Genomic DNA, 5,701 nt, shown 5'->3' with positions numbered 1-5,701 from the left:
CCGGTCACCGGTTCTCCCCCTCCGCCGTACGTCGTCGCCGGGGTCAGTGCTTCCCGGCAGCGCACTCGGCGCACTCGGCGCAGGTACCGAAGATCTCCACGGTGTGCGCCACGTTGACGTAGCCGTGCTGGGAGGCGATCGTCTCGGCCCACTGCTCCACGGCCGGGCCCTCCACCTCGACGGCCTTGCCGCAGACCCGGCAGACCAGATGGTGGTGGTGGTCGCCGGTGGAGCAGCGGCGGTAGACGGACTCGCCCTCGGTGGTGCGCAGCACGTCCACCTCGCCCGCGTCGGCGAGGGACTGCAGGGTGCGGTAGACGGTGGTCAGGCCGACCGAGTCGCCGCGGTGCTTGAGGACGTCGTGCAGCTCCTGGGCGCTGCGGAACTCGTCCACCTCGTCGAGCGCCGCCGCGACCGCCGCCCGCTGGCGGGTGGACCGCCCCCGTACCGGAGCCGCGTTCGTGCCACTGATCGGCGCCGCCACAGCTGCCTCCTCATGTCGCCCGTACAGGTGTCGGGCCATTGTGCCAGCCGCACCGGGCGAATTCCTCATACGCGCACGTCGTCCGCGGCGGTGCGACTGCCCGGTACTTCCAGGGTGCACTTCTCCGGTTCCTCGGTGCGGCCCCTGGCCCGGCGGCGGGCCAGCGGGGCGGCCAGCGCGGTCAGCGCGACGAAGGCAGCGATGGCCAGCAGCACGATCGTCGCGCCGGGGGGCACGTCCTGGTAGTACGAGGTGACGGTGCCGGCCAGGGTGACGGCGGTACCGATCACCACGGAGAGCACGAAGGTCAGCCGGAACGACTTCGACACCTGCTGGGCGGCCGCGACCGGCACCACCATCAGCGCGCTGACCAGCAGCAGGCCGACGACCCGCATGGCGACGGTGACCGTCACGGCGGCCGTCACCGCGATCATGAGGTTCAGCAACCGCACCGGCAGTCCGGTGACCCGGGCGAACTCCTCGTCCTGGCTGACCGCGAAGAGCTGGCGGCGCAGCCCGACGGTCACCAGCACCACGAACGCGGCGAGCAGCGTGATCGCCCACACGTCCTCGGAGGAGACGGTGGAGAGCGAGCCGAAGAGGTAGGAGGTGAGGTTGGCGTTCGAGCCGGTGTCCGAGATGTTGATCAGCAGCACACCGCCCGCCATGCCGCCGTAGAAGAGCATCGCGAGCGCGATGTCGCCCCGGGTGTGCCCGAACCAGCGGATCAGCTCCATCACGACCGCGCCGGCCACCGCGACGGCGGTGGCCATCCAGACGGGGCTGGTGGAGAGCAGGAAGCCGAGGCCGACGCCGGTCATCGCGATGTGGCCGATGCCGTCGCCCATGAGGGCCTGGCGGCGCTGGACGAGGTAGATCCCGATGGCGGGGGCGGTGATGCCGACCAGCACGGCGGCGATCAGTGCGCGCTGCATGAAAGCGGGTTCGAGGAATTCCATCAGGTCAGCAGTCCCGTTCGGACGGGCTCGGAAGCCGCGTGGGGGTGGACGTGGTCGTGGCCGGGGAGCGCGTGCTGCCCGACGGAGCGCGGCGGCGGGCCGTCGTGCGTCACACAGCCGTCCCGCAGCACCACCGCGCGGTCGATCAGCGGCTCCAGCGGCCCCAGCTCGTGCAGGACCAGCAGCACGGTGGTGCCGGCGGCCACCTGCTCGCGCAGGGTGGCGGCGAGGATCTCCTGGCTGGCGAGGTCGACCCCCGCCATCGGCTCGTCCATGATCAGCAGTTCGGGCTCGGAGGCCAGCGCGCGGGCGATCAGGACCCGCTGGTGCTGTCCGCCGGAGAGGGCGCTCACCGAGTCCGTGGCGCGGTCGCCCAGCCCGACGAGTTCGATGGCCCGGTCGACGGCGGCGCGATCGGCCCGGCCCGGGATGCGCAGCCCGGTGCGGGACAGCCGCCCGGAGGAGACGACCTCGCGGACGGTCGCCGGGACCCCCGCCGCGGCCGTGGTGCGCTGCGGTACGTAGCCGACGCGGGCCCACCGCCGGAACCGGCGGAGGGGGGTGCCGAAGAGTTCGACGGTGCCCGAGGTGAGCGGGACCTGCCCGATGACGGAGCGCACGGCGGTGGACTTGCCCGAGCCGTTGGCGCCGAGCAGGGCGACGACTTCGCCCGCGTGGACCGCCAGGTCGACCCCGCGCAGCACGGGGCGGCTGCCCAGGGTGGCGGTGGCGCCCCGGAGCCGGATGACCTCGGCGGTGGGGGTGCTGTCGGGGGTGCGGGGCTCGTCCATGCGCGTCTCCGGTCCGGTCGAGTGGGTCTCGTGCGGCTGTGGCGGCACCGCCGCCGGGCCGCGGGGTGCTGCGCCCGTGTCGTGGGTCACTTCGCGCCGAGGGCCTTCTGGAGGGCGGCGAGGTTCGACTCCATGACCTCGACGTAGTCGTCGCCCTTGGACTTCTTCGTGATGCCCTCCAGCGGGTCCAGGACGTCGGTGCGCAGCCCGGTGTCCTTCGCGAGGGTCTTCGCCGTCTTGTCGCTGGCGAGCGTCTCGAAGAACACGGTGGTGGCGCCGTCCTCCTCGGCGATGTGCTGGAGGTCCTTGATCCGGGCGGGGCTCGGCTCCGCCTCGGGGTCGACTCCGGCGATGCCCTCCTGCGTGAGGCCGTAGCGCTCGGCGAGGTAGCCGAAGGCGGAGTGCGTGGTGAGGAAGGTCTTGGTGGTGGTCGACTTCAGTCCGGCCGCGTACTGCGTGTTCAGCGCGTCCAGCTTCTTGACCAGCGCGTCGGTGTTCGCGCGGTAGTCGGCCGCGTTGCCGGGGTCGGCCTTCGCCAGGGACTTGCCCACACCTTCGGCGACCTCGGCGTACTTCACCGGGTCCAGCCAGATGTGCGGGTCGCGGCCCGCCTCGTCGTGCTCTTCGGAGGAGCCGTCTTCCGAGGAGGCGTGGTCGTGGCCGTCCACCTCGGCGCCGTGCGTCTCCAGGGTGGTCAGCTCCGCGGCGTCCACGGTGTTCTTCGCGCCGGACTGGGCGATGGCGTCGTCCACGGCGGGCTGGATGCCCTTGAGGTACAGGATGTAGTCGGCGTCGCCGAGCGAGCCGATCTGGCGGGGGCTGAGCTCGAGGTCGTGCGGTTCGGCGCCCGGCTTGGTCAGCGTGGTGACCGAGACGTGGCTGCCGCCGATCTCCTCGGCGAGGTACTGCATCGGATAGAAGGACGCGACCACGTCCAGCTTGCCGTCGGACCCGCCGGCGGTGTCGGAACCGGAGCAGGCGGAGAGGGCGGTGATGCCGAGGGCGACCGCGCCGGCGACGGCGGTGGCGGGTATGAGGCGGCGTACGTTCATGAATCCCATTTTCAACAAAACTGGAAACGATTGTCAACAAGGATGATGAACCGACCGGAAGCGCGAGAGGGTCGGGAGCGCACTCCGGCCCCCGATTTGATCCGGGGGGTGCGCCCGCCGGTAATCTTGGGCATTCGCTCGCCCGTCTCCTGAGCACCACCCCCCAGCGAGGCGCTCAGCGCCGCTTCTGTCCCGTTTCGCCGTCGTAATGAAGAGAGCACCGTGGCCGCCGACAAGATCGACTCCATCGTCAGCCTGAGCAAGCGCCGTGGCTTCGTCTATCCCTGCAGTGAGATCTACGGTGGCCAGAAGGCCGCCTGGGACTACGGCCCGCTGGGCGTGGAGATGAAGGAGAACCTCAAGCGCCAGTGGTGGCGCTACATGGTCACCTCGCGCGAGGACGTGGTCGGCCTCGACTCGTCGGTGATCCTGGCCCCCGAGGTCTGGGTCGCCTCCGGTCACGTCGCCACCTTCAGCGACCCGCTGACCGAGTGCACCTCCTGCCACAAGCGCTACCGCGCCGACCACCTGGAGGAGGCGTACGAGGCGAAGCACGGCAAGCCCCCGGTGGGCGGCCTCGCCGACCTCAACTGCCCCAACTGCGGCAACAAGGGCACCTTCACCGAGCCCAAGCAGTTCTCGGGTCTGCTCTCCACCCACCTCGGCCCGACCCAGGACTCCGGCTCGGTCGCCTACCTGCGCCCCGAGACCGCCCAGGGCATCTTCACCAACTTCGGCCAGGTGGCCCAGACTTCCCGCAAGAAGCCGCCGTTCGGCATCGCGCAGATGGGCAAGTCCTTCCGGAACGAGATCACTCCGGGCAACTTCATCTTCCGCACCCGCGAGTTCGAGCAGATGGAGATGGAGTTCTTCGTCAAGCCGGGCGAGGACGAGGAGTGGCAGCAGTACTGGATGGACCAGCGCTGGAACTGGTACACGGACCTCGGCATGCGCGAGGAGAACATGCGCTGGTTCGAGCACCCGCAGGAGAAGCTCTCCCACTACTCCAAGCGCACCGCCGACATCGAGTACCGCTTCCGCTTCGGCGGCAGCGAGTGGGGCGAGCTGGAGGGTGTCGCCAACCGCACCGACTACGACCTGAAGGCGCACTCCAAGGCCTCGGGCACCGACCTGGTCTACTTCGACCAGGAGGCCAACGAGAAGTGGACGCCGTACGTCATTGAGCCGGCTGCCGGTGTCGGCCGGGCGATGCTGGCCTTCCTCCTGGACGCCTACGTCGAGGACGAGGCGCCCAACGCCAAGGGCGTCATGGAGAAGCGCACCGTGCTGCGCCTCGACCCGCGCCTCGCGCCGGTCAAGGTCGCCGTGCTGCCGCTCTCCCGCAACGCGCAGCTGTCGCCGAAGGCCAAGGGCCTCGCCACCGACCTGCGCAAGAACTGGAACATCGAGTTCGACGACGCCGGTGCCATCGGCCGCCGCTACCGCCGCCAGGACGAGATCGGTACGCCGTTCTGCGTCACCGTCGACTTCGACACCCTGGACGACAACGCGGTGACGGTCCGCGAGCGCGACAGCATGAAGCAGGAGCGCGTCTCCCTGGACCAGATCCAGGCGTACCTGGGCGCCCGCCTGCTGGGCTGCTGACGCCTCACCGGCATCGCACCACCGCTCGACGCATCACGGTTTCACTCCGAAGCCCCCGGACCCCGCACGGGTCCGGGGGCTTCGTCGCACACTGGGCGCACCCCTACCCCGGAGGTCGCCGTGGTGTCCCCGACCCAGAGCAAGGTCAGCCGCTGGGACCGGCACGGGCGTGAACACGTCGTCCGGGTGGAGAAGTCGGGGGTCCAGCGGCTGCTGACCTGCGAGACCTGCGGCTGGCGCAAGGGGGCGCAGTTCCTGCCCTGGCTGAAGGCGCAGGAACACCTCGCCGAGGCCCACCAGGCGAAGATCGACCCGGGAGCCTGAACGTCCGCCGACGTGTCCGGTGCCGGGGGTGGCGAAAAATCCGGTGCCGGACGCTCACGGAGCGGGGTACGGTTTCCGGCATGTCGTTCTTCCAGATCTACGAGTGAGCGCGCGGCAGGGCTGAGCGGTAGGACCACGTACGACCCCTTGAGCCCGCCGCCCCACGGATCGATCCGTGAGTACACGGACCCCCTTCTCACCCCCCACATGGGAGAACACCACCATGGCCAAGAGCCGCAACAACCTCCTCGGCGTCGGCGGACAGCGCAAGAAGCTGTCCCGTGCCGACCAGCAGGGCGCGGGTACCGTCCGTGACGCCGACCGCAAGGTGGCGGAGGACAAGAAGCAGGAGCTGGTGCGCAAGATGCGCGAGCGTGCCACCGGGACCACCGCCGCCCCGGAGGCGGACACCGCCGAGGGCCAGAGCTGACGCGTTGACCCGAGTACGGCCGTGGGGCCCGGATAGCCGTTGTGGCGATCCGGGCC

At 70.3% G+C, this 5,701-nt stretch carries 7 protein-coding genes; 3 read left to right on the top strand and 4 right to left on the bottom strand.

Annotation, left to right across the window (positions count from 1 at the left end):
* Positions 1–43 precede the first annotated feature (43 nt).
* From ACFWEP_RS30610 to ACFWEP_RS30595, 4 genes are all read right to left on the bottom strand, one after another.
* Positions 44–523, bottom strand: coding sequence for a Fur family transcriptional regulator (locus ACFWEP_RS30610; RefSeq protein ID WP_387374942.1), 480 nt, complete (start codon positions 521–523; stop codon positions 44–46).
* Positions 524–549: 26 nt separating this feature from the next.
* Positions 550–1,443 (bottom strand): metal ABC transporter permease, encoded by an 894-nt coding sequence (locus ACFWEP_RS30605; RefSeq protein WP_387374940.1) that lies wholly within the window; start codon positions 1,441–1,443, stop codon positions 550–552.
* The gene (locus ACFWEP_RS30600) at positions 1,443–2,234 is read right to left on the bottom strand and encodes a metal ABC transporter ATP-binding protein (RefSeq protein WP_387374938.1); all 792 of its coding nucleotides are present in this window, start codon (positions 2,232–2,234) and stop codon (positions 1,443–1,445) included. Before ACFWEP_RS30600 ends, ACFWEP_RS30605 begins: the two co-directional genes overlap by 1 nt.
* An 86-nt stretch (positions 2,235–2,320) precedes the next feature.
* Positions 2,321–3,286 (bottom strand): metal ABC transporter substrate-binding protein, encoded by a 966-nt coding sequence (locus tag ACFWEP_RS30595; protein WP_387374936.1) that lies wholly within the window; start codon positions 3,284–3,286, stop codon positions 2,321–2,323.
* Positions 3,287–3,508: 222 nt separating this feature from the next.
* Here ACFWEP_RS30595 and ACFWEP_RS30590 point away from each other — a divergent pair, with 222 nt between their 5' ends.
* The 3 genes from ACFWEP_RS30590 (at position 3,509) to ACFWEP_RS30580 (ending at position 5,645) form a co-directional block, all read left to right on the top strand.
* Positions 3,509–4,891 (top strand): glycine--tRNA ligase, encoded by a 1,383-nt coding sequence (locus ACFWEP_RS30590; protein WP_387374934.1) that lies wholly within the window; start codon positions 3,509–3,511, stop codon positions 4,889–4,891.
* A gap of 120 nt (positions 4,892–5,011) precedes the next feature.
* Positions 5,012–5,215, top strand: coding sequence for a hypothetical protein (locus tag ACFWEP_RS30585; RefSeq protein ID WP_387374932.1), 204 nt, complete (start codon positions 5,012–5,014; stop codon positions 5,213–5,215).
* 223 nt (positions 5,216–5,438) lie between these two features.
* Positions 5,439–5,645 (top strand): DUF6243 family protein, encoded by a 207-nt coding sequence (locus ACFWEP_RS30580; RefSeq protein ID WP_387374943.1) that lies wholly within the window; start codon positions 5,439–5,441, stop codon positions 5,643–5,645.
* Positions 5,646–5,701 lie beyond the last annotated feature (56 nt).

It is taken from the genome of Streptomyces sp. NPDC060198, assembly GCF_042728415.1.
In the GTDB taxonomy this organism is placed as follows: Bacteria; Actinomycetota; Actinomycetes; order Streptomycetales; family Streptomycetaceae; genus Streptomyces.
The sequence above is the reverse complement of the archived record's forward strand: the minus strand, read 5'-3'. Positions and strand labels throughout refer to the sequence as shown.

Coding starts and splice junctions, on each gene's coding strand:
- ACFWEP_RS30605 (WP_387374940.1), bottom strand. CDS start 1,443: ATGGAATTCCTCGAACCCGCTTTCATGCAGCGCGCACTGATCGCCGCC.
- ACFWEP_RS30600 (WP_387374938.1), bottom strand. CDS start 2,234: ATGGACGAGCCCCGCACCCCCGACAGCACCCCCACCGCCGAGGTCATC.
- ACFWEP_RS30610 (WP_387374942.1), bottom strand. CDS start 523: ATGGCCCGACACCTGTACGGGCGACATGAGGAGGCAGCTGTGGCGGCG.
- ACFWEP_RS30595 (WP_387374936.1), bottom strand. CDS start 3,286: ATGAACGTACGCCGCCTCATACCCGCCACCGCCGTCGCCGGCGCGGTC.
- ACFWEP_RS30580 (WP_387374943.1), top strand. CDS start 5,439: ATGGCCAAGAGCCGCAACAACCTCCTCGGCGTCGGCGGACAGCGCAAG.